Below are 21680 nucleotides of genomic sequence, written 5' to 3' on the forward strand. Positions count from 1 at the left end.
CGTTCAATATGGCGTAACGTCATGCATCTGTTTTTCTGGGTAGATGCCTTGCTTATCTTGTCCTCCCATAAAATGCGCCTGGGGGACATGCTCGCTGGCACGATTGTGATCAAGGCAGAGCCAGAGCATCGGCGGTGACCTGCCTGCCAGGCATCGATGCAGACAAATTCATTGCAGCTGCATCACCCACACGGGCGCTGACCAGACGATGTTGCCGTCATCCTGCGTCAGGCGCGCGTAATAGAAATGGGGGCCGGGCGCGGGCGTGACGGTGACCTCGGCCTGGTCCGATATGGCCGTGACGGAGCCATTGCCGCCCGGCACGCCGTGGAAGATGGCGACGGCCGCCGCTTGCCGTCCCGTGCTGTTGCTGAAACTGGTCGCCAGGTGCAGCGGCCCGCGATTGTCGAAACGCTCGCCCATCAGCTTGCCATTCGCCGTGAACAGCAGTTGCGCGTGCTTGTCCATGGTGGCGTAGACGCGGCGCGCGCGCAGCGCATCGAGGAAGCTGTCGCGTGAAACGGGCATGCCGGCGGCCGGGCTGGCCACCAGCACGGCCGTGCGGTTGCCGTATGACGCGCCCCAGTTGGCGCAGTGGTTGTCCTGGTTGCTGCTGAAGGCCACGTGATAGCCGGCCGCCAGGGCCCGGTTGCAGGCCGTCTCGTAGTTGCTGCGCCGCGTTTCCGTTTCCTCGTCGTTGGTGGAAAAGGCCGACGTGTTCATCACTTCGCACAGCACCATCGCCGCGTCGCCGTCCGGCGTGTAGCCGAGCGGCTGGCCGTTGACGAGAAACTGGCCCGCATAGGCAGGGTGGTTGAACTGGCCTATCCAGCCCCGTTCGCGCATCAGCGCATACAGGGCGGCGTAGTCGCTTTTCGGCGTTGCCACGTCGGCCAGCAGTTCGCCCTGGGCATTCCTTTCCCAGCCCAGCAACTGGTCGCTATTCAAAATGTTCAGATGGCCGCCCTTGTTGATGACGCCCCATTCCATGCCGTACAGGGCCAGGAAGCCGGGGTGCGCCGCAGTGTAGGCGGCCGCTTCGGCCAGACCCGTCTGGTACAGGGCCTTCGCTTCGGCTGGCTCGGCCGCGCTGTTGGTGCCGTCCGAGCCGTCGTACATATGGTTGTGCTCGGACGTCAGCAGGGCGTCCAGGCCGTGATCCTGCGCATATTTATAGGCATCGATGGGGCCGAACGGCGCCGTCTGCGGTTCCTGCGCGCCATGGCAGTCGTTCAGTGCCGCGCCGCCGTCGCTGTGGCGCGTCTGGCTGTGCAGGTTGGCGTAGACGATGCGGTAGCCGGGCTGGCCTTCCAGGCTGGGCAGCTGCTGCAGGCCGGCGTGGAAGGCGGGCACCCTGGGCGCCGTGCTGGCGCCCCGCTGCACCTGGATTTGCCATTGCTGTTCCACCTGCGCCTCGTGCGGCGTGCCGGCATCGGCCACGGCCAGCAGGCGCAGTTGGTACAAGCCGTCCGGCGCCAGCATGCGCCGTTCGCGGGCATCGGCATCGGCGCGGCCATCCCAGGGCAGGGTGATGCTCCGGCCGCCGGCGCCCACCTGTTCCGTGCCCGACCAGCGCCGCAGCACGGCCCCTTGCGGGCCGGGGCCGGACAAGGTCAAGGCCCAGCGCACAGCATGGGAGCGGCCTGCGTCCGGATAAGTGAGGCGCACAATAAATGTACGTGACTGCGCGCTGCGCGCCTGCGTGACCCGCCCGCCGCGCGCGGCGTGGAACGGCGCGAACACGGTCGCGTCCAGTTCACTGTGTTCCCTGGGTTCGGCAGCGCCATCTTGTGCCGCGGCAGTGTTACTCCAGGTGATCAAGAGCGCACCCACGCAGACGCACGTCAGCGCACGCGCCATGCCGCGCCGTGGCTGCCATTGCCGCAGTTGCCCGACCATGCCGGCCTCCGCTTCATGAACTCAATAGTAATTAGATAATCATTGCCACTTTCGAGTTCCTTGGCGCACCAAGAAGAGGCGTGCCTGCACCGCCAGGTGCCATGATCTGGCGCAAAGTCCGTACAAATAGGCAGGCCGGCCCCTGAAGCAGGCCTGGCACGGCGCTTGCTAAACAGGAGATACGGATCAACGGCGATCCCTTGAATAAACTTGACAACGGTCCAACGACGGACCACCTGGACAACGGCGTCCGCTCTGGCTGATTTTTTCATCGGCGGGGGCGGGCGCCGTTTTGTTTGCATCTTTGTTATTTTCGGGATACTTCGGGAAACCATCATGGCTAGCCAAAAAGCAACAAGCATCGCGCTCTTCTCCCTCGCCACGCCGCCCATGCGGGCATTCCACCTGACGTGGATGGCATTTTTCGTGTGTTTCTTCGCCTGGTTCGCCTGCGCACCGCTGATGCCGGTCATCAAGGGCGAGTTCGGCCTGTCCCTGGCGCAAGTGGCGAACATCAATATCGCGGCCGTCGCCATCACCATCCTCGTGCGCCTGATCGTGGGCCCCTTGTGCGACCGCTACGGCCCACGCAAGACCTACACGGGCTTGCTGCTGCTGGGCGCCATTCCCGTGCTGGGCGTGGCCGCATCGCAAAGCTATGAAAGCTTTCTGTTCTTCCGCCTGGGCATCGGCGCCGTCGGCGCCAGCTTTGTCATCACGCAATATCACACGTCCGTCATGTTCGCCCCCCGCGTCGTCGGCACGGCGAATGCGGCCGCCGCCGGCTGGGGCAATGCGGGCGGCGGCGCGGCGCAGGCGCTGATGCCGCTGCTGCTCGGCGCCGTGCTGATGCTGGGCGTGTCCGAATCGGTGGGCTGGCGCGTGGCCCTGCTGGTGCCGGGCGTGCTGATGCTGGTGATGGCCGTGCTGTACTGGCGCTATACGCAGGATTGCCCGGAAGGTAATTACTCGGACTTGCGCGCCGCCGGCGTGGCCATCGACGGGGGAAAAGGTGGTGGCAAAAGCGGTGGCTGGGACAGCTTCAAGGCCGCCAGCGGCAATTATCGCGTGTGGCTGCTGTTCGTCACCTACGGCGCCTGCTTCGGCATTGAAATCTTCATCCACAACATCGCCGCCGTGTACTACGTCGACCATTTCGGCCTGTCGTTGAAATCGGCCGGTCTGGCCGCCGGCAGCTTCGGCTTGCTGGCCCTGTTTGCCCGCGCTTTGGGCGGCTGGATGTCCGACAAACTGGCCCTGCGCGGCAACCTGAACAGCCGCGTGACCCTGCTGTTCATGCTGATGATAGGCGAAGGCGTGGGCCTGCTGTGGTTTGCCAAGGTCGACAGCGTCACCTGGGCCGTCATCGCCATGCTGGTCTTCGGTCTGTTCACCCACATGGCGTGCGGCGCCACCTACGCCCTGGTGCCCTTCATCGACAGCAAGGCTCTCGGCGGCGTGGCCGGCATCATCGGCGCCGGCGGCAACGTGGGCGCCGTGGCGGCCGGCTTCCTGATGAAGGGCACGGGCGACATCCGCCAGACGCTGATCATCCTCAGCGCGCTGGTGGTGATCTCGGCCCTGTGCGCCATCGCCGTGCGCTTTACCCGCGAAGCGGCTGAACCAAACATGGCCGCAGCCTGAGGAGAGAACAATGAACCACCCCTTGAACATCGTCGTCCTCGGCCATGGCATGGTCGGCCACAAATTCCTCGAACGCCTGGCCCTGGACAACGCGCCGCACCTGTCCGTGACGGTCTTGTGCGAAGAGCCGCGCCCCGCCTACGACCGGGTGCACCTGTCCGAATTTTTCAGCGGAAAGTCGGCTGAGGACCTGTCGCTGGTGGCGCCCGGCTTCTTCGACAAGGGCAACGTCGTCCTGAAGCTCAATGCGCGGGCCGTGTCCATCGACCGCGCGGCGAAAACCGTCACGGCCAGCACGGGTGAAGTGCTGGGCTACGACAAGCTGGTGTTCGCCACCGGCTCCACGCCGTTCGTGCCGCCGCTGCCGGGCAAGGAGCGCGATGGCTGCTTCGTCTACCGCACCATCGAAGACCTGGAAGCCATGCTGGCCTGGGGCGCCAAGTCCCGCACGGGCGTGGTGATCGGCGGCGGGCTGCTGGGCCTCGAATGCGCGAAAGCCTTGCGCGACCTGAAACTCGACACCCACGTGGTGGAATTCGCGCCGCGCCTGATGGCCGTGCAGGTGGACGAGGGCGGCGCGCGCGTCCTGCGCCGCAAGATCGAGGAACTGGGCGTGACCGTGCACACGCAAAAGAATACGCTGGCCATCGTCGATGGCGAGGCGGCCACGCACCGCATGCAGTTCGCCGACGGCAGCCACCTGGAAGCGGACATGATCGTCTTCTCGGCCGGCATCCGCCCGCGCGACGAACTGGCGCGCGCCTGCGGCCTGGAGGTGGGACCGCGCGGCGGCATCGCCATCGACGACAGCTGCGTCACGTCCGACCCGGACATCTATGCGATCGGCGAATGCGCGCTGTGGGGCGGCCTGGTGTTCGGCCTGGTGGCGCCCGGCTACGAGATGGCGCGCATCGCTGCCCGCCACCTGTTGCAGGAGGAGGGCGAAGCGTCGTTCAAGGGCGCCGACATGAGCACCAAGCTCAAACTGATGGGAGTGGACGTGGCCAGCCTGGGCGACCCGCACGGCAATGCGCCGGGCAGCCGCTCCTATCAGTTCATGGACGAGCGCAAGCAGATCTACAAGAAGATCGTCGTTTCCGACTGCGGCAAATACCTGCTGGGCGGCGTGATGGTGGGCGACGCCAGCGAATACGGCACCTTGCTGCAGATGATGCTCAATAAAATCGAGCTGCCCGAGTTCCCTGAATTCCTCATCCTGCCGCAGGCGGACGGTCAGCAAAAGGCGGGACTGGGCGTCGACGCCTTGCCCGAGGCGGCGCAAATCTGCTCGTGCAACGACGTGTCGAAAGGCGCGCTGTGCGCGGCCGTCGCCGGGGGCGCCACCACCATCGGTGCCCTCAAGAACTGCACAAAGGCCGGCACGGCCTGCGGCGGCTGCGTGCCGCTGGTGACGCAGATCATGAAGGCGGAAATGCAGAAGCAGGGTCTGGCCGTCAACAACCACGTGTGCGAACACTTTGCCTACTCGCGCCAGGAACTGCATCACCTGGTCCGCGTGGGCAAGATCCGCAGCTTCGGCGAACTGCTGGCCGCGCATGGACAGGGCCTGGGCTGCGACGTGTGCAAGCCCGTGGCGGCGAATATCCTGGCGTCTTGCTGGAACGATTTCGTGCTGTCGCCCGTGCACGCCAGCCTGCAGGACAGTAACGACTATTTCCTCGGCAATATCCAGAAGGATGGCACGTATTCCGTCGTGCCCCGCATGCCGGGCGGCGAAGTGACGGCCGATGGCTTGATCGCCGTGGGCATGGTGGCGAAAAAATACGGTCTCTATACGAAGATCACGGGCGGCCAGCGGGTCGACCTGTTCGGCGCGCGCGTGGACCAGTTGCCGGCCATCTGGGAAGAGCTGATCGCGGCCGGCTTCGAATCGGGCCACGCCTACGGCAAATCCTTGCGCACGGTGAAATCCTGCGTCGGTTCCACCTGGTGCCGCTACGGCGTGGCCGACAGCGTGGGCTTCGCGATTCAACTGGAAAACCGCTACAAGGGCTTGCGCACGCCGCACAAGATCAAGTTCGGCGTCTCCGGCTGCACGCGCGAATGCGCCGAGGCGCAGGGCAAGGACATCGGCCTGATCGCCACGGAAAAAGGCTGGAATTTGTACGTGTGCGGCAATGGCGGCATGAAGCCGCGCCACGCGGAATTGCTGGCATCCGATCTCGATGAAGCGACCCTGGTGCGCTATGTCGACCGCTTTTTGATGTTTTACGTGCGCACGGCCGACCGCCTGCAGCGCACCAGCGTGTGGCGCGACAACCTGGAAGGGGGCCTCGATTACCTCAAGCGCGTCATCATCGACGACAGCCTGGGCCTGGGCGCCGAGCTGGAGGCGGACATGCAGCACGTGGTCGACACCTACGCCTGCGAATGGAAAGCGGCCGTCACCGACCCCGCCGTGCGCCAGCGCTTCCGCCACTTCATCAACAGCGGGAAGAACGATGAGAACGTCGTGTTCGTGGCAGAGCGGGGCCAGATCCGGCCCGCCACGCCCCTTGAACGCCGCAGCACCGTGATCCCCATCCTTGCCGTGGAGGCGTGAGCCATGAATGCAATGAATGAATTGAACAGCGCCAGCGCCGACAACTGGGTGGCCATCTGCCCCCTGACGGACATCGTGCCCGACACGGGCGTGTGCGCGCTGCTGGGCGGCCGCCACGTGGCCGTGTTCCGCGTCGGCGATGCCGCGCCGCGCGTGTACGCCATCGACAATGTCGACCCGAACGCGGGCGCTTCCGTGCTCTCGCGCGGCCTGGTGGGCAGCATCGGCGAGCGCGTCGTGGTGGCGTCGCCGATCTACAAGCAGCACTTCGACCTGGCCAGCGGCGAGTGCATCGAAGCGTCTGAACACTCGGTCGCCGCCTGGCCGGCGCGCGTGTTCGGCGGCATGGTGTGGGTGGCCATATGAACACCGCCGCACGGCCGTCTTTAGTCGTGGTCGGCAACGGCATGGCCGGCATGCGCACGGTCGAGGAACTCTTGAAACTCGCGCCGGACCTGTACGACATCACCGTGTTCGGTGCCGAACCGCACGGCAATTACAACCGCATCCTGCTGTCTCCCGTGCTGGCCGGCGAAAAGACGGTGGACGACATCATGCTGCACACGCGCGACTGGTATGCGCACAACGGCATCACCCTGCACGCGGGCGACCCCGTGGTACACATCGACCGCCAGGCGCGCACGGTGCAGGCGCTGTCCGGCATCGAGGTGCGCTATGACCGCCTGCTGCTGGCCACCGGTTCCACGCCCTTCATCGTGCCCGTGCCGGGCCACGAGCTGCCCGGCGTGATCGGTTTTCGCGACATCGACGACGTCGACACCATGCTGCGGGCGGCGCGCCAGCACCGCCACGCGGTCGTCATCGGCGGCGGCTTGCTGGGGCTGGAAGCGGCCAACGGCCTGCAGCGGCAGGGCATGGACGTGACGGTGGTGCACATGAGCGGCGCCCTGATGAACCAGCAGCTCGACGCGCCCGCATCGATGTTGCTGAAATCGGCGCTGGAAGCGCGCGGCCTGCGCTTCCTGATGCAGGCGCAAACCTCCGCCATCCTGGGCAGCGCCCGCGTGGAAGGCGTGCAGTTTGCGGACGGCAGCAGCATTCCCGCCGACCTGGTGGTGATGACGGCCGGCGTGCGCCCCAACATCGCGCTGGCGCAGGCGGCCGGCCTGCACTGCGAGCGGGCCATCGTCGTCGATGACTGCCTGCAAAGCTACGATCCGCGCGTGTACGCCGTGGGCGAATGCGTGCAGCACCGGCGCGCCACCTTCGGCCTGGTCGCGCCCATCTGGGAACAGGCGCGCGTGTGCGGCGCGCACCTGGCAGGCGCGGGACACCGCCGCTACGTGCAGCAAGCCAGCGCCACCAAATTGAAAGTGACGGGCATCGACCTGTATTCGGCCGGCGACATCATCGGCGGCGAGGGCAGCGAAGACCTGGTGCTGCGCGATCCGAGGCGTGGCGTCTACAAGCGCCTGGTGGTGCAGGGCAGCCGCCTGGCCGGCGCCGTGCTGTATGGCGACGTGCAGGACGGTCCCTGGTATTTCGACCTGATCCAGCAGCGCCGCGACATCAGCAAGCTGCGCGCCCATCTATTGTTTGGCCAGGCGCTGTGCGCCCAGGCCGCCTGACAGCGACCAACAGGATACCCCCATGACCACTTGCACGCCCGTGAAAACCACTTGCCCGTATTGCGGCGTCGGCTGCGGCGTGGAAGCGACACGCCTGCCCGACGGCGCCATCCGCATCGCCGGCGACGCCAGCCATCCGGCCAACCTGGGCAAGCTGTGCGTGAAAGGTTCGGCCCTGGGCGACACGCTGGACCTCGAACAGCGCCTGCTCTACCCGCAGGTGCGCGTCGACGGCGTGCTGCGGCGCGCTTCCTGGGATGCCGCGCTGGATCAGGTGGCCGGCGGCCTGCGCGCCATCATCGACGAGCACGGCCCCGACGCCGTCGCCCTGTACGTCTCGGGCCAGCTGCTGACGGAAGATTATTACGTGGCCAACAAATTCATGAAGGGCTACGTGGGCAGCGCGAACATCGACACCAATTCACGCCTGTGCATGTCGTCGGCCGTGGCCGGCCACAAGCGCGCGTTCGGCGAGGACATCGTGCCCGGCTGCTATGAAGACCTGGAACTGGCGGACATGGTCGTGCTGGTGGGCTCGAACACGGCCTGGTGCCACCCGATCCTGTTCCAACGCATCGCCCGCATCCGCGAAAGCCGGCCGGAGATGAAGCTGGTGGTGATCGACCCGCGCCGCACGGCCACCTGCGAGCTGGCCGATTTGCACCTGCCCGTGAAACCGGGCACGGACGTGTGGCTGTTCAACGGCTTGCTGTGCTACCTGGCGCAGCAAGGCGTGGTCAATGACGCTTTCGTCACGCGGCATAGCGCGGGACTCGACGAAGCGCTGGCGACCGCCCATGCGGACTGCGGCGACCCCTTGCAGGTGGCGCGCATCTGCAAGGTCGACCCGCAAGCCTTGCTGGCGTTTTACCAGGCGTTTGCCGCCACGCGCAAGGTCGTCACGGCCTTTTCGCAGGGCGTGAACCAGTCGTCCTCCGGCACGGACAAGGTCAACAGCATCATCAACTGCCACCTGGCGACGGGGCGCATCGGCCAGCCCGGCATGGGGCCGTTCTCGCTCACGGGCCAGCCGAACGCCATGGGCGGGCGCGAAGTGGGCGGCCTGGCCAACATGCTGGCGGCGCATCTGGAACTGGATAATCCGCTGCACCGCGAGACCGTGCAAACCTTCTGGGACTCGCCGCGCATGGCGAACAAGCCTGGCTTGAAGGCGGTGGACCTGTTCCACGCGATCGAGGCGGGTAAAGTCAAAGCCGTGTGGGTCATCGCCACCAATCCGCTGGTCAGCATGCCGGACGCCGACCAGGTGCGCCGCGCGCTGGCCAAATGCGCGCTGGTGGTGGTGTCGGACATCAGCGCCGGGTCGGACACGAACGCCCATGCCGACGTGCTGCTGCCGGCCCTGGGCTGGGGCGAGAAGGACGGCACGGTGACGAACTCGGAGCGCCGCATCTCGCGCCAGCGCGCCTTCTTGCCGGCGCCTGGCGAGGCGCGCGCCGATTGGGACGTGCTGTGCGACGTGGCGCGGCGCATGGGTTTTGCCGGCTTCGATTTCACGGCGCCGCAGGCCATCTTCGACGAACACGCGCGCCTGTCCGCGTTCCGCAACGCGGCAGAAACGGCGCGGCTGTTCAATCTGTCGCACCTGGTGGCGCTGAACGCCGCGCAGTACGACGCGCTGGCGCCGCAGCAGTGGCCGCAGGGCCGGGCGCGGCTGTTCGGCGACGGCCGCTTCGCCCATGCGGACGGGCGCGCGCGCTTCGTGCCGACGGCGCCGCACGCGCCGCGCAACGTGCCCGACGAAGACTATCCGCTGATCCTGAACACGGGCCGGGTGCGCGACCAGTGGCATACGATGACGCGCACGGGCAAGGCGGCGAAACTGTCGGGCCACGTCGCCGAAGCGTTCATCGACATCCATCCGCAGGATGCGCTGCTGTACAGCGTGCGCGAGGGCGAACTGGCGCGCATTTCCAGCGCCTGGGGCGCGATGGTGGCGCGCGTCGTGCATGGCGGCGGCATCGCGCGCGGCCAGGTCTTCGTGCCGATCCACTGGAGCGACGCCAACGCGTCCGATGCGCGCGTGGGCGCCGTCGTCAATCCGGTCGTCGATCCCGTCTCGGGCGAACCGGAATTCAAGCACACGCCCGTGCGCATCGAGCAGTTCCGCGTGCACTGGCATGCGTTTGTCCTGAGCCGCACGCCTTTGATTCTCGACGGCGTGGCGCACTGGACGCGCATCCAGGGCGAGCAATTCCTGCGCTACGAACTGGCGGGCCGCCAGCGCATCGATGATCTGGGCGCCTGGGCGCGCGCCTTGCTGGGCGTCACGGACGACAACGCCGACTGGCTCGATTACGCGGATGCCAGCGCCGGCGTGTACCGCGCCGTGCACCTGGAGGAGGGGCGCATCGCGCAATGCGTGTATGTCTCGCCCCGTCCCGACCTGCCGTCGCGCAGCTGGCTGGCGGGCCTGTTTGCGCATGCGCAGATGGATGCGCTTGATCGCGCCGGCGTGCTGCTGGGCCAGCCCATCGGCAAGGGCATGGATGCCGGGCCCACCGTGTGCTCGTGCTTTGGCGTGGGGCGCAACACCATTTGCGCGGCCATCGTGGAACAGAAGCTGACCACGACGGCCCAGGTGACGGCCTGCGTCAAGGCGGGCGGCAATTGCGGTTCCTGCGTGCCGGAGATACGACAGTTGCTGCTTGAGGCCCGCAGCGCGGCCTGATCATCTGTCCTTTCCCGCGCGGCTTTGTTATATTGCCAGCTCTACAAGGGGAGAGGCGACGCGATGACAAAAGGACAATATGACACGGTGTGGCTGACGGGCTTGAGCGGGGCCGGCAAGTCCAGCATCGCCGATGCGCTGGCGCGCCAGCTCAAGGCGCAGGGGCGCGCCGTGGCGGTGCTCGACGGCGACCAGCTGCGCCATGGCTTGAACCGCGACCTGGGTTTTACGCCGGCAGACCGGCATGAAAACATCCGCCGCACGGCCGAAGTGGCGCGCCTGATGAACGGGGCGGGATTGACCGTCATCGCCGCCTTCATTTCGCCCTACCGCGCCGACCGGGCCATGGCCGCCGCCATCATCGGCGCAGCGCATTTCATCGAAGTCCACGTCAGTACGCCGCTGACCGTGTGCGAGGCGCGCGATCCCAAGGGCCTGTATGAAAAGGCACGCGCGGGGCAGCTGGCGCAATTCACGGGCATTTCCGCGCCCTATGAAGCGCCGCTGGCGGCCGCGCTGACCCTGGACACGGGCACCCTGGCGCTGGACGAGTCGGTCGCGCGCATTTGCCGGCTTTTGCAGCAGCGCCAGTGATGAGCTGGCGAAAACGGCTGCGCCGGCGCCTGCCAGCCAGCCTGAAGGCGCGCATGAGCGTGGTCGTCTTCCTGCTCGTGCTCGCTGCCGTGGCGTCGCTGGCGCTGGCCACCCTGTCCGTGGCCGAACGGGGCATGCGCGACGTGACGGGGCGCCAGCAGTACGTGTCGCTGGCCAGCGCCGCCGTCTTCATCGACGAGGAACTCGGCGCGAAGCGCAACGTGCTGCGCGCCATCGCCGACAGCCTGGCGGCCGGCGGCGCGCACGACGGCGCCAGCCTGCAGCGTTTCCTGGCCGCGCAAACGGTGCTGGGCAAGGAATTCTATACGGCCGGCGTGGTCGGCATCGACGGGGCCGTGCTGGCCAGCGTGAGTCCCTTCAAGCCGCAGGCGGGGCTGAACGTGAAGGGCCGCTCTTACTTTGAACAGACGCTGGCGACCCGGCGCTCGGTGATCTCGGCGCCGCTCAACGGCAGCATTTCCGGCATGCCCCTGGTGGTGGTGACGCAGCCCGTGTTCGACGCGCACGGCGCCATGCGCTATGTGCTGGCCGCCAGCGTCAACCTGCGCCAGCCCGATTTCCTGGGCCGCCTCGGCGCCCTCAAGCCGGGCACGGGCGGCTACCTGTACATCATGACCGGCGAAGGCATCATCGTCGAGCATCCCGACAAGTCGCGCATCATGCAGCATATCGAGGCGCATGGTCCCATCAGCGTGCCCACGCGGCGCGCCTTGCAGGGTTTCGAGGGCTGGCTGACGGGCACCACCACGCAAGGCGTCGATGCGCTGTTTGCCTACCACCGCATCGCCTCGACGGGCTGGATACTGGCGTCCGTGTATCCCATGCGCGACGCGTTCGCGCCGCTGCACGCCATCCGCAGCAAGATCCTGCTGGCCGCCGTGCTGCTGGCGGCGCTGGCGGGCCTGGCCGGCTGGCGCGTGGTGCTGCGCCTGTTGCAGCCTCTGGAGCGGCTGCGCCGCCATGTGCATGAAATCCGCCGCCAGCGCCTGGGCATCGAGGCGCTGCAGATCGGGCGGCGCGACGAGATCGGCGACTTGAGCCGCGATTTTTACTCGCTGGTGGCCGAGCGCGAAATCGCCGAGGCGCAGACGCGCGACAGCGAGCGGCGCCTGAAGCTGCTGACGGACCACGTGCCCGTGGTGATCGTCTACATCGACCGCGAGCACCGCTACCAGTTCATCAACGCGACGTTTGAAAAATGGTTCGGCAGATCGCGGCGGGAAAGCATGATGCAGTCGATCCGCGAGGTGCTGGGCGAGGAAGCCTACCAGCTGCGCGAGCAATACCTGCGGCGCGCCTTCGCGGGCGAGGAGGTGGACTATGAATTTACCATCGGCGGCGACGGAGACGCCGGCCAGCGCGCCTTCCAGACCAGTTACGTGCCCGATGTGGGCGAGAGCGGCGCGGTGGAAGGCGTGTATGGCCTGATCCACGAAATCACCAAGACCAGGGCCGTGCACACGGCGCTGCAGTTCGCCGCCGCCACGGATATCCTGACGGGCATCGCCAACCGGCGCCGTTTTGACGAGCAGCTGGAATTGAGCATGCAGCGCACGCGGGCAGCGCGCGCGCCGATGGCGCTGGCGTATCTCGATATCGACCGTTTCAAGGCCATCAACGACAGCCTGGGGCACAAGGCGGGCGACGAGGTGCTCAAGGAGTTCGCCGCGCGGCTGGTGCGCAGCGTGCGCGCCAGCGACCTGGTGGCGCGCCTGGCCGGCGATGAGTTCGTGATCATTCTCGAAGGCGTGAACGGCGCGGCCGAAGTGCGCCAGGTCGGCGCCAAGATCGTCGAGGCCATCCGCCAGCCGTTCGCGCTGGCCGGCGGCCCGCTGCCGGTGACGACCAGCGTCGGCATGGCCATCTTCCGCGAAGGCGCGCTGACGCCGGCGCAGTTGCTGGACCTGGCCGACCAGGCCCTGTACGCCGCCAAGGGGCAGGGCCGCGACGGCGTGGCCCTGCGCGAGGCGGCGCCGTAGCGACTACAGGGTAGCGCTCCAGTGGTCGAGCTGCTGCGTGGTGGCCGTCACGCCGCCGCAGACGATGACGAGCACATTGCGGTAGGGGGCCAGTTCCGGCGCCTTGCCGTAGACGGCCGCCAGCGCCGCGCCGCAGGCCGGCTCCACCACCAGGCGCTGGTCGGTGATGAAGCGCTGGCAGGCGTCGACGGCGGCACGGTCCGACACCACCACGCTGTGCAGCAGGCGGGACTGGCTGATGGCGTATGCCTGCGCGCAGACCTGGCGCGCGGCCAGCGAGGTGGCGATGCTGCTCACGGCCGGCAGGGCCACGTGCTCGCGCGCGGCCACGGCCGCCGCCAGCGAGGCGGCGCCTTGCGTTTCCACGGCCACGATGGCCACGTCATCCCAGCCGTTGCGCTGCAAGCCCTCGGCCACGCCGGCCAGCAGGCCGCCTCCGCCCACCGACAGCACGACGGCGTCCGGTTTCAGGCCCGCGCGGGCCACTTCATCGATCATGCCGGCATGGCCCTGCCACAGCAGCGGGTCGTCGAACGGGTGCAGAAAGGCGTCTTGCGGCGTGAGCATCGATTGCGCCAGCGCGTTGGCTTCCTGCCAGGCGGCGCCGTGCACGATGACTTCGGCGCCTTCCTGGGCGATCAGGGCCTTGGCCCGTTCGCTCGTCGTTTCCGGCACGACGACGATGACGGGAATGCCCAGCTGGCGTCCCGCATAGGCGACGGCGATGCCGGCATTGCCGCCGGAAGAGGAAACGAAGCGGCTGGCGCCGCGCCGCGCGTATTCTTCGCAGGCGAGGCCGATGCCGCGGATCTTGAAGGAGCCGGGCGGCTGCAAGGCTTCGAGCTTGAGCCAGATGGCGCGTTCGCTGTGCAGGCTCAGGGCGCGCGAGTTGAGCAAGGGAGTTTCGATGTGCAGGGCCATGCGTGTTCCTGGTAAACAGTCAGGTCAGCATCATAGCCGAAGCGCCCGTGCCACCGCCTCACCCTTGCCCGGAATATGGCGGCAGCTAGTTCAGCGGCGCGCTCTTGAGCTGATGCGTGCGCGCCACTTCCTTCATCGCCTCGAGCAGGTCGTCGCGCAGCTGGCGCGGCAGCTTGCCGAAGAATTCCTCGTCGTTCTGGTCGGCCATCTCTGCCAGCACGGGCACCAGCGCCTCGCCTTCCGTGGTCAGTTCGATCGAGTGCTGGCGGCGGTCGGCCAGCAGGATGGATTTGCTGACCATGCCCTTGCTTTCCAGGCGGTCGATCAGTTTCGACACGGCGCCCTTGCTCATGCCGGACACTTGCGCCAGCACCGTGGGCGAGGTGCAACCCAGGCGGAACATTTCGCGCAGCACCACCCATTCGGATACCGTCACGCCATTGGCCTCGGCTTTTTTCTGGAAGCTGTGGGAAACGTGGTTGGAAACGAAACGCAGCCAGTAACCGAGATGGGCTTCCAGCTCGCTGACGGGGACGCTGTTGGGATGGGCGGCTTGCGGCATGGCGGCCGTTTCAAAATTATGGCTCATTTCTCTTCCTTCACTGGGCGGCGTTGCCGGCATGGTTAAGGCCTTCACGCTTGCTGTCGAGTGGTTTGTTTGGGAACAATCGTCGTGCTTGAGGTATTTCTAACACTGTTTTCACAGGAAATCACTTACCGGCAAAAAGTTTTTCCTTTTTTCTTGCTCTGTATGGATAAAAAGCAATATCAAGCAAATAATCGTATTGCTAGCGAGGAAGATTAAAAAAATAACTCATGTTGCATCAATGGTAACAGCATTTTGGAGAATTGATAAATATTTCATATCATTCTGTATGCTGGCCAACACACGGCGTATTACCCACGCGACAGCGCGAGGTTTTCCTGCAGAAATGCGGTCCCTTCAGGCCAGCACCACCTTCACGCCCGCTTCGCGCAGTACTTCGGCAAAGCGGGGCGGCGGCGGCGCATCCGTAAACAGGATGTCGACTTGCGCCAGGTCGGCCAGACGCACCAGGGCCTTGCGGCCGAATTTATGCTGGTCGGCCACCAGCCACACTTCGCGCGACTGTTCGATGATCGCTTGCGCCACTTTGACCTCGCGCGCGTCGAAGTCGCGCAGGCTGCCGTCCTCGTCGATGCTGGAAATGCCGATGATGCCGATGTCGACCTTGAACTGGCGGATGAAATCGATGGTGGCTTCGCCGACGATGCCGCGGTCGCGCCCGCGCACCACGCCGCCGGCCACGATGACTTCGCAGGCGGCGTTGTCGGCCAGGATGGCGGCCACGTTCAGGTTGTTCGTCACCACGTGCAAGCCCGTGTGCCGGCCCAGCGCGCGCGCCACTTCCTCGGTCGTCGTGCCGATATTGATCAAGAGCGAACAGCCGTGCGGCACCTGCGCGGCGACGGCGGCGGCGATGCGCCGCTTGGCGTCGCTGTTGAACACTTGCCGCTGGCTGTAATCGATGTTTTCCACGGACGAGGGCAAGCCGACTCCGCCGTGGTAGCGGGCCAGCAGGCGCGCTTCTTCCATCTGTTTGACGTCGCGGCGCACGGTCTGCGGCGTCACGTCCAGCTGCTGCGCCAGCTCCTCGACGGACATGGTGACCTTCTGGCGCACCACTTCGAGCAGGCGGCGCTGGCGGGGATTCAAAATCATGGGCTTGTCTCTTTAAAAAACACAAACGAACAAAAACGAACAAATAGTGATAAAAATATGTTGCTATCGATTCGCAATCTGGCGTATCTTATCCATATTGCATTCGAATTACAGCTGTATTGATCTTAACGACAGTCGCCGGCGATGCCTAGTCTTTCCTCGCCGGCCTTTCCCTGACAGACACGGAGTCCCGATGGCCGCAGCACAGCAAGGTGTGGAGACAACGATGACATGCGACGTGCTGGTGGTCGGCGGCGGCATCAATGGCGCCGGCATCGCGCGCGACGCGGCCGGACGGGGCTTGTCCGTGGTGCTGTGCGAAAAGGACGACCTCGCTTCCCACACCTCGTCGGCTTCCACCAAGCTGATACACGGCGGCCTGCGCTACCTCGAATACTATGAATTCGGCCTCGTGCGCAAGGCGCTGATCGAGCGCGAGGTGCTGCTGCGCTCGGCGCCGCACATCATGTGGCCCTTGCGCTTCGTCATGCCGCACGCCCAGGGCCAGCGCCCCGCCTGGCTGATACGCGCCGGCCTCTTCCTTTACGACATGCTGGCGAAGCGGGAAATCCTGCCTGGCTCGCAGGGCATCGACCTGACGCGCCATGCGGCCGGCAAACCGTTGCAAGCCCAGTTCAAGCGTGGCTTCGTGTATTCGGACGGCTGGGTCGATGATGCGCGCCTGGTGGTGCTCAATGCCATCGACGCGGCGGACAAGGGCGCGACCATCCTGACGCAGACGCGCTGCACGGCGCTGCGGCGCGACGGCGCGGGGGCGGACGCTTCCTGGCTGGCCACCTTGCGGCAGGACGATGGACGCACACTGGCCGTGCGGGCGCGCAGCGTCGTCAATGCGGCCGGACCGTGGACGGCCGAGTTCCTGCAGCAGGCGGCGCCGGGCGGACAGGGCCGGCATTTGCGCCTGATCAAGGGCAGCCATATCGTCGTCAGGCGATTGTTCGAGCATGATCATGCCTACATCTTCCAGCATCCGGACGGGCGCATCGTGTTTGCCATTCCGTATGAGCACGATTTCACCCTGATCGGCACCACCGATCTCGACTATCACGGTGACACTGGCAAGGTGGAAATCGATGACGAGGAAATTCGTTACTTGTGCGAGCTTTCCAGTTACTATTTCAGCAAGCCCATTCTGCCGGCCGACGTGGTCTGGACGTATGCGGGCGTGCGGCCGCTGGTGGAGGACGCGGCGGCCGACGCCAAGGCCGTCACGCGCGATTACCGCTTCGAGCTGGACCGGGAAGGGGCGCCGCTGCTGAGTATTTTCGGCGGCAAGATCACCACGTTCCGCAAGCTGGCGGAGGAAGCGCTGGATGTGCTCGCACCGTTGCTGGCGCCGGAGCCAGGCAATGCGCGGCCTGCCTGGACGGCCAACGCCTGCCTGCCCGGCGGCGACGTCTTCGGCAGCACGCCGCAGAACCGGTCCGTGCGCGAGTTCGGCCAGTTCGTGCAAGGCTTGCAGCGCGACTATGCGTGGCTGCCGGCGGCGCTGGTGGCGCGCTATGCACGCGCCTACGGCACGCGCATCCACGTGCTGCTCGATGGACGGGCGGACGTGGCGGCCATGGGCGCGGAAATCGCCGCCGGCCTGTACGCGGCGGAAGTCGATTATCTGCGGCGCCACGAATGGGCCGTCAGCGCGGCCGACATCCTGTGGCGGCGCTCCAAGCTGGGCCTGCACCTGCCGCGCGAGACGGCGGGCACGCTCGACGCCTGGCTGTTGCAGCATCCGTTGTCGTCGTAGGCAGCACACGTTGGCGACCGCACCCCGCAGAGGGCGCGGCGAAGAATAAGAACACATCACTGGAGGAGAAGCGCGTGCAACTGGTACTGGACAAGATCAGCAGGAAGCAGGGGGCTGACGACTTTTTATATCCGATGTCGCTGGCATTGGTGCCGGGCGCCATCAACGTCTTGCTGGGCACCACGCGTGCCGGCAAGACGACCCTGATGCGCGTGATGGCGGGCCTGGACAAGCCCAGCGGGGGCACCGTCACGGCCGATGGCGTCGACGTGACGGGCGTGCCCGTCAGCAAACGTAACCTGGCCATGGTGTACCAGCAATTCATCAATTATCCGGCCTTCACCGTCTACGACAATATCGCCTCGCCCTTGCGCTTGCGCAAGGTGCCCGAAGAGCAGATCCGCGCGAAAGTGCTGGCGCTGGCCGAGCGCCTGCACATCACGCCCTACCTGCAGCGCACGCCGGGAGAATTGTCGGGCGGGCAGCAGCAGCGCACGGCGCTGGGGCGCGCGCTGATCAAGGATGCGTCCTTGCTGCTGCTGGACGAGCCCCTGGTCAACCTCGACTACAAACTGCGCGAGGAATTGCGCCGCGAATTGACGGAACTGTTTTCCAGCGGCAGCACGACGGTCGTGTACGCGACCACGGAACCGCTGGAAGCGCTGCAGCTGGGCGGCCACGTGGCCGTGCTGCATGAGGGACGGCTGCTGCAGCAGGGGCCGACCCTGGACGTCTTCAACGCCCCCAATTCCATCGACGTGGCGCGCACCTTCAGCGACCCGCCGATCAACCTGATTCCCGCCCGCGTGGATGGTCACGGCGTGGCGCAGGCGGCCGACGGCCTGTCGATACACCTGAGCGGTGCGCAGCGCGCCCGCCTCGGCGAGCGGCGCGACGTGATCCTCGGCGTGCGCGCGCACAGTCTGCATTTATCACCCCAATCCGAGGGCGACGTGGCCATCGCGGCGCAGGTGGACCTGGCCGAAATCAGCGGCTCGGAAACCTATGTGCATGCGCGCCGCGGCGACTTGGCCCTCGTGGCCCAGCTGGGCGGCGTGCACAATCTGGAGATCGGCAGCGCCTGTACCGTGTATTGCCAGCCGCATGCCTTGCTGATCTTCGCCGACGATGGCGGGCTGCTGTTCGCTCCTGTGCAAGGAGGGGTGTGACATGGCGCGCATCGAACTGGTGGACCTGGCCCACGCCTACAAACCGAACCCGGCGGCCCCCGCCGACTATGCGCTGCGGCCCATGAGCATGGAGTGGCATGACGGCGGCGCCTACGCCTTGCTGGGGCCGTCCGGCTGCGGCAAGACGACCTTGCTCAATATTATCTCCGGCCTCGTGAAACCGTCGCATGGCAAGGTGCTGTTCGACGGCAAGGACGTCACGCAGCTGCCGACCGAGGCGAGGAATATCGCGCAAGTGTTCCAGTTTCCCGTCATCTACGACACCATGACCGTGCACGACAATCTGGCGTTTCCGCTGCGTAATCGCGGCTGGAAAGAGAGCGAGGTGAAAAAGCGCGTGCAGCAGGTGGCGCAGATGCTGGAATTGACGGGCGACCTGAAACTGCGCGCCAGCGGCTTGTCCGTGGACGCCAAGCAAAAGATTTCGCTGGGACGGGGCCTCGTGCGCCCCGACGTGGCGGCCGTGCTGTTCGACGAACCGCTGACGGTGATCGACCCGCATTTGAAATGGCTGCTGCGCAGAAAGTTGAAGGAAATCCACCACGAGCTGAAATTGTCCCTGATCTACGTCACGCACGACCAGGTGGAAGCGCTGACCTTTGCCGACCAGGTGGTCGTCATGACGCAGGGCGAAGTGGTGCAGACGGGCAGCGCGCAGGCGCTGTTCGAGGAACCCGAGCACACCTTCGTCGGCTATTTCATCGGCAATCCGGGCATGAATTTGCTCGATTGCAGCCTGGACGATGGCGGCGTGCGCGTGGCGGGACAGGCATTGGCCGTGTCCGCCGCCGCCCGCGCGGCCCTGGCTGGCGCGCAAGGGAAAATCACGCTGGGCGTGCGGCCGGAATTCGTCGCATGCCTGCGGGCGGGCGAGGGCGGCGCGGGGAGCGATCATTGCCTGGACGCCACGGTGACGGCCGTGCGCAACATGGGTACGCATTACCTGGCGGAATTCCAGCTGGGCGGCGCGACGGTGGCGGCCAAGCTGCGCGCCATCGATGCCGTCGCCGGTGATGCTGTGCGGCTGCATTTTCCGCCGCAACGCACCCTTTTCTATGTCAACGATAAGCGGGTGGCCTGATGATACATAACGGTAAAACCGATAATAACCGCCGCGCCTGGCTACTGATCCTGCCCGTGCTGCTGTGCGTGGCCTTTTCCGCCATCCTGCCCCTGATGACGGTGGTCAATTATTCCGTGCAGGATATTCTGAGTCCCACGCAAAAGGTATTCGTGGGCACCGAATGGTTCCGCATGGTCATGCTGGACGGCGACCTGCACAGCGCCTTGCTGCGCCAGCTGCTGTTTTCCGGCTCCGTGCTGGCCATCCAGATTCCGCTCGGTATCCTGATCGCCCTGTGCATGCCGGCCGATGGCTGGAAGGCGTCGCTGGCGCTGGTGCTGATCGCGTTGCCACTCCTGATCCCCTGGAACGTGGTGGGCACCATCTGGCAAATCTTTGGCCGCGGCGACATCGGCCTGATGGGCTACACCCTGAATCAGCTGGGATTCGACTACAACTACAACGGCAATTCGCTCGACGCCTGGCTGACGGTGATGGTGATGGATATCTGGCACTGGACGCCGCTGGTCGTGCTGCTGTGCTATGCGGGTTTGCGCGCCATTCCCGACGCGTATTACCAGGCGGCGCGCATCGACGGCGCCTCGCGCCTGGCCGTGTTCCGCTACATCCAGCTGCCGAAACTGCGCAATGTGCTGATGATCGCCGTCTTGCTGCGCTTCATGGACAGTTTCATGATCTACACGGAGCCGTTCGTGCTGACGGGCGGCGGACCGGGCAATGCCACCACCTTTTTGTCGCAATACCTGACGCAAAAGGCTGTGGGCCAGTTCGACCTGGGGCCGGCCTCGGCCTTTTCCCTGATCTATTTCCTCATCATCCTGCTGTTCTGCTTTGTGCTGTACACGTGGATGCAGCGCGTCGGTACGGGAGACCAGAAATGATGCACAAGAAAATGAGCAGCACCATCCTGATCGTCTTTTTGCTGGGCTCGCTGTTGCCCATCTACTGGATGCTCAACATGTCGCTCAAGACCAACGAGGAAATCGTGGGGGTCTTGAGCCTGTGGCCCCAGCAATGGACGTTCGCCAACTACCACACGATTTTTACTGACCGTTCCTGGTACAGCGGCTATATCAATTCCATGATCTACGTGGCCTTGAACATGGTCATGTCGGTCACGGTCGCCTTGCCGGCAGCCTACGCTTTTTCCCGCTATAACTTTGTCGGCGATAAACATCTGTTCTTCTGGCTGCTGACCAACCGCATGACGCCGCCCGCCGTCTTCCTCGTGCCGTTCTTCCAGCTGTATTCGACGGTGGGCCTGATGGATACGCATCTGGCCGTGGCGCTGGCGCACATGGTCTTCAACGTGCCGCTGGCCGTGTGGATTTTGGAGGGCTTCATGTCCGGCGTGCCGAAGGAGATCGACGAGACGGCGTATATCGACGGCTACAGCTTTCCCCGCTTCTTCATCCGCATCTTCTTGCCGATGATCAAGTCTGGCGTGGGCGTGACGGCGTTCTTCTGCTTCATGTTCAGCTGGGTGGAATTGCTGCTGGCGCGCACCCTGACCTCCGTCAATGCCAAGCCCATTGCCGCCACCATGACGCGCACCGTCTCGGCGGCCGGCATGGACTGGGGCGTGCTGGCGGCAGCGGGCGTGCTGACCATCGTGCCCGGCGCGCTGGTGATCTGGTTCGTGCGGCATTACATTGCCAAGGGTTTCGCGATGGGGAGGGTGTGACATGGAAAATACAAGCGATAGCACAGCCAGCCTGTTCGGCTGGATGGCGTGGACGCCGGAAGTGGCCATCTTCTTCATCTGCATCGGCTTGATGCTGGCTGGCATGACGGTGTGGCAAATCCGCTCGCCCAGCATCGAACGCAAGGGCTTTTTGCCCATGCCGACGACGCGCGGCGACCGCCTGTTCATCGGCTTGCTCACGGCGGCCTACGTGAATCTGGCTTGGGCGGGGTTCACGGAAATGCAGCAGGCGATAGGCGCCGCCATCAGTTTTGTAATTTTATTAGTGGTAATGCGTTGGGGATGACCGGCTTGCCGGTGTTGATGGAGGCCGGACCGTCAGCAGGCGGCCG

Annotated in this window: 17 protein-coding genes; 13 read left to right on the plus strand and 4 right to left on the minus strand. The window is 65.5% G+C overall.

Annotation, left to right across the window (positions count from 1 at the left end):
* Window positions 1-168 precede the first annotated feature (168 nt).
* On the minus strand, window positions 169-1899 hold the full coding sequence (locus AC0V2Y_RS03770) for a CehA/McbA family metallohydrolase (protein ID WP_475414063.1): 1731 nt from the start codon (window positions 1897-1899) through the stop codon (window positions 169-171).
* Window positions 1900-2235: 336 nt separating this feature from the next.
* Here AC0V2Y_RS03770 and AC0V2Y_RS03775 point away from each other — a divergent pair, with 336 nt between their 5' ends.
* The 7 genes from AC0V2Y_RS03775 (at window position 2236) to AC0V2Y_RS03805 (ending at window position 12981) form a co-directional block, all read left to right on the plus strand.
* Window positions 2236-3543 (plus strand): MFS transporter, encoded by a 1308-nt coding sequence (locus AC0V2Y_RS03775; protein WP_475414062.1) that lies wholly within the window; start codon window positions 2236-2238, stop codon window positions 3541-3543.
* Window positions 3544-3553: 10 nt separating this feature from the next.
* Window positions 3554-6106 (plus strand): nitrite reductase large subunit NirB, encoded by a 2553-nt coding sequence (gene nirB / locus AC0V2Y_RS03780; RefSeq protein ID WP_475414061.1) that lies wholly within the window; start codon window positions 3554-3556, stop codon window positions 6104-6106.
* A 3-nt stretch (window positions 6107-6109) separates the two neighbouring features.
* Entirely contained in the window at window positions 6110-6472 is a 363-nt protein-coding gene (gene nirD, locus AC0V2Y_RS03785; RefSeq protein ID WP_475414060.1) for a nitrite reductase small subunit NirD, read from the plus strand.
* Complete coding sequence (locus AC0V2Y_RS03790) at window positions 6469-7695, plus strand: NAD(P)/FAD-dependent oxidoreductase (RefSeq protein ID WP_475414059.1); 1227 nt, start codon at window positions 6469-6471, stop codon at window positions 7693-7695. The genes nirD and AC0V2Y_RS03790 overlap by 4 nt, the downstream gene beginning before the upstream one ends.
* A 22-nt stretch (window positions 7696-7717) precedes the next feature.
* Window positions 7718-10387: a molybdopterin-dependent oxidoreductase gene (locus AC0V2Y_RS03795; protein WP_475414058.1), complete on the plus strand. Its 2670-nt coding sequence runs from the start codon at window positions 7718-7720 to the stop codon at window positions 10385-10387.
* Between the two features lie 63 nt (window positions 10388-10450).
* Window positions 10451-10981 (plus strand): adenylyl-sulfate kinase, encoded by a 531-nt coding sequence (cysC, locus tag AC0V2Y_RS03800; protein WP_475414057.1) that lies wholly within the window; start codon window positions 10451-10453, stop codon window positions 10979-10981.
* On the plus strand, window positions 10981-12981 hold the full coding sequence (locus AC0V2Y_RS03805; protein WP_475414056.1) for a diguanylate cyclase domain-containing protein: 2001 nt from the start codon (window positions 10981-10983) through the stop codon (window positions 12979-12981). The genes cysC and AC0V2Y_RS03805 overlap by 1 nt, the downstream gene beginning before the upstream one ends.
* 3 nt (window positions 12982-12984) lie before the next feature.
* Here AC0V2Y_RS03805 and AC0V2Y_RS03810 read toward each other — a convergent pair whose 3' ends face one another.
* The 3 genes from AC0V2Y_RS03810 to AC0V2Y_RS03820 form a co-directional block, all read right to left on the minus strand.
* Window positions 12985-13902 (minus strand): pyridoxal-phosphate dependent enzyme, encoded by a 918-nt coding sequence (locus AC0V2Y_RS03810; RefSeq protein WP_475414055.1) that lies wholly within the window; start codon window positions 13900-13902, stop codon window positions 12985-12987.
* An 85-nt stretch (window positions 13903-13987) separates the two neighbouring features.
* Window positions 13988-14491: a MarR family winged helix-turn-helix transcriptional regulator gene (locus tag AC0V2Y_RS03815; protein WP_475414054.1), complete on the minus strand. Its 504-nt coding sequence runs from the start codon at window positions 14489-14491 to the stop codon at window positions 13988-13990.
* Window positions 14492-14845: 354 nt separating this feature from the next.
* Window positions 14846-15604, minus strand: coding sequence for a DeoR/GlpR family DNA-binding transcription regulator (locus AC0V2Y_RS03820; protein ID WP_193316641.1), 759 nt, complete (start codon window positions 15602-15604; stop codon window positions 14846-14848).
* Window positions 15605-15830: 226 nt separating this feature from the next.
* On the opposite strand from AC0V2Y_RS03820, the gene glpD reads away from it, so the two are divergent.
* From glpD to AC0V2Y_RS03850, 6 genes are all read left to right on the plus strand, one after another.
* A complete protein-coding gene (glpD, locus tag AC0V2Y_RS03825) occupies window positions 15831-17369 on the plus strand; it encodes a glycerol-3-phosphate dehydrogenase (RefSeq protein ID WP_475414053.1) in 1539 nt (512 codons plus the stop codon).
* A 74-nt stretch (window positions 17370-17443) separates the two neighbouring features.
* Window positions 17444-18538, plus strand: coding sequence for an ABC transporter ATP-binding protein (locus AC0V2Y_RS03830; RefSeq protein WP_475414052.1), 1095 nt, complete (start codon window positions 17444-17446; stop codon window positions 18536-18538).
* A gap of 1 nt (window position 18539) precedes the next feature.
* On the plus strand, window positions 18540-19640 hold the full coding sequence (locus AC0V2Y_RS03835) for an ABC transporter ATP-binding protein (protein ID WP_475414051.1): 1101 nt from the start codon (window positions 18540-18542) through the stop codon (window positions 19638-19640).
* Window positions 19640-20524 carry a carbohydrate ABC transporter permease gene (locus AC0V2Y_RS03840; RefSeq protein ID WP_034754965.1) on the plus strand — a complete coding sequence of 295 codons (885 nt, stop codon included), beginning with the start codon at window positions 19640-19642 and terminating at the stop codon, window positions 20522-20524. The genes AC0V2Y_RS03835 and AC0V2Y_RS03840 overlap by 1 nt, the downstream gene beginning before the upstream one ends.
* Window positions 20521-21327, plus strand: a complete 807-nt coding sequence (locus tag AC0V2Y_RS03845) for a carbohydrate ABC transporter permease (RefSeq protein WP_070222208.1) — start codon at window positions 20521-20523, stop codon at window positions 21325-21327. The genes AC0V2Y_RS03840 and AC0V2Y_RS03845 overlap by 4 nt, the downstream gene beginning before the upstream one ends.
* A 31-nt stretch (window positions 21328-21358) precedes the next feature.
* Complete coding sequence (locus AC0V2Y_RS03850; RefSeq protein WP_070222334.1) at window positions 21359-21634, plus strand: DUF2160 domain-containing protein; 276 nt, start codon at window positions 21359-21361, stop codon at window positions 21632-21634.
* Window positions 21635-21680: the final 46 nt, after the last annotated feature.

Source organism: Janthinobacterium sp. BHSEK (assembly GCF_056174685.1).

What these genes read in the sequence shown, in the direction of transcription:
- AC0V2Y_RS03770 (WP_475414063.1), bottom strand. Translation starts at nt 1,899, where the DNA reads ATGGTCGGGCAACTGCGGCAATGGCAGCCACGGCGCGGCATGGCGCGT.
- AC0V2Y_RS03775 (WP_475414062.1), top strand. Translation starts at nt 2,236, where the DNA reads ATGGCTAGCCAAAAAGCAACAAGCATCGCGCTCTTCTCCCTCGCCACG.
- nirB (WP_475414061.1), top strand. Translation starts at nt 3,554, where the DNA reads ATGAACCACCCCTTGAACATCGTCGTCCTCGGCCATGGCATGGTCGGC.
- nirD (WP_475414060.1), top strand. Translation starts at nt 6,110, where the DNA reads ATGAATGCAATGAATGAATTGAACAGCGCCAGCGCCGACAACTGGGTG.
- AC0V2Y_RS03790 (WP_475414059.1), top strand. Translation starts at nt 6,469, where the DNA reads ATGAACACCGCCGCACGGCCGTCTTTAGTCGTGGTCGGCAACGGCATG.
- AC0V2Y_RS03795 (WP_475414058.1), top strand. Translation starts at nt 7,718, where the DNA reads ATGACCACTTGCACGCCCGTGAAAACCACTTGCCCGTATTGCGGCGTC.
- cysC (WP_475414057.1), top strand. Translation starts at nt 10,451, where the DNA reads ATGACAAAAGGACAATATGACACGGTGTGGCTGACGGGCTTGAGCGGG.
- AC0V2Y_RS03805 (WP_475414056.1), top strand. Translation starts at nt 10,981, where the DNA reads ATGAGCTGGCGAAAACGGCTGCGCCGGCGCCTGCCAGCCAGCCTGAAG.
- AC0V2Y_RS03810 (WP_475414055.1), bottom strand. Translation starts at nt 13,902, where the DNA reads ATGGCCCTGCACATCGAAACTCCCTTGCTCAACTCGCGCGCCCTGAGC.
- AC0V2Y_RS03815 (WP_475414054.1), bottom strand. Translation starts at nt 14,491, where the DNA reads ATGAGCCATAATTTTGAAACGGCCGCCATGCCGCAAGCCGCCCATCCC.
- AC0V2Y_RS03820 (WP_193316641.1), bottom strand. Translation starts at nt 15,604, where the DNA reads ATGATTTTGAATCCCCGCCAGCGCCGCCTGCTCGAAGTGGTGCGCCAG.
- glpD (WP_475414053.1), top strand. Translation starts at nt 15,831, where the DNA reads ATGACATGCGACGTGCTGGTGGTCGGCGGCGGCATCAATGGCGCCGGC.
- AC0V2Y_RS03835 (WP_475414051.1), top strand. Translation starts at nt 18,540, where the DNA reads ATGGCGCGCATCGAACTGGTGGACCTGGCCCACGCCTACAAACCGAAC.
- AC0V2Y_RS03840 (WP_034754965.1), top strand. Translation starts at nt 19,640, where the DNA reads ATGATACATAACGGTAAAACCGATAATAACCGCCGCGCCTGGCTACTG.
- AC0V2Y_RS03845 (WP_070222208.1), top strand. Translation starts at nt 20,521, where the DNA reads ATGATGCACAAGAAAATGAGCAGCACCATCCTGATCGTCTTTTTGCTG.